General features: G+C 34.4%; 2 protein-coding genes. Both read left to right on the forward strand.

Annotation, left to right across the window (positions count from 1 at the left end; genetic code table 11):
- The coding region (locus tag FLA105534_RS01035; RefSeq protein WP_217427678.1) for a hypothetical protein at positions 1 to 270 on the forward strand (270 nt) is incomplete at its 5' end.
- A gap of 251 nt (positions 271 to 521) precedes the next feature.
- Positions 522 to 774, forward strand: a 253-nt coding sequence (locus tag FLA105534_RS01040) for a transcription termination/antitermination NusG family protein (protein WP_317168132.1), incomplete at its 3' end; no start/stop codon positions are given.

Raw genomic sequence — 774 nt, forward strand, 5'->3', positions numbered from 1 at the left:
AAAGACAATATGGCTTTTGCCGAGATAGATGCCAAACTGCTTCGTGTATTGACTCTAATGGGTATTAAAGCAAAGGTTGTTGGAAAATCAATCGAATACCTGGGTTCTGAAACTATACCGGTATCGATGTCTTATGCCGGACTGATCGATTTCTACAACGAGAACAAAGATTTAGTTACACCGGAAGATTTTGAGCTTTCGACTCCAAACTCCAAACTACCCAATAAGGTAGTATTTGATGCTAACAAGTTGAACTACACTTTGGTGTAGTAGAATTTGAAAACCTGTATTGTAAATTTACTTCAGTAAAAATAAGTAGTTGAATCCTCAACATTCCGATTTTTACAACACTCTCAAAACACAATATAATTTGCCTAGAGAGTTTCAACAAAAACATTATTACCAAAGTTACTTTAGAGTAAAAAGGTAAAGCTATTAAACCAAAAAACGTATCTCTAAAAAAAATAACCATGTGACTGGTAATAGCGCAGCTATGTCCGGTGACGAAAAAACCAAATAGTATGGATCAAAAACAAGGTTGGCATGTTCTTTACGTAAGGTACAGACATGAGAGTAAAGTCTATAAAGAGTTAATAGAAAGAAATATTGAAGCTTTTTTGCCAATGGCCACCAGTATTAGAAAATGGAGTGACAGAATTAAGAAAATAGAGATTCCATTATTTCCCAGTTATGTCTTTGTCAAGATCAAATCCAATAAAGACTTTCATGATGCCTTAAATGTAGAGAGTGGCTGTTCTTATTTGTCTTTTGGCA

This window comes from Flavobacterium collinsii (assembly GCF_902804485.1).
Taxonomy (GTDB): Bacteria; Bacteroidota; Bacteroidia; order Flavobacteriales; family Flavobacteriaceae; genus Flavobacterium; species Flavobacterium collinsii.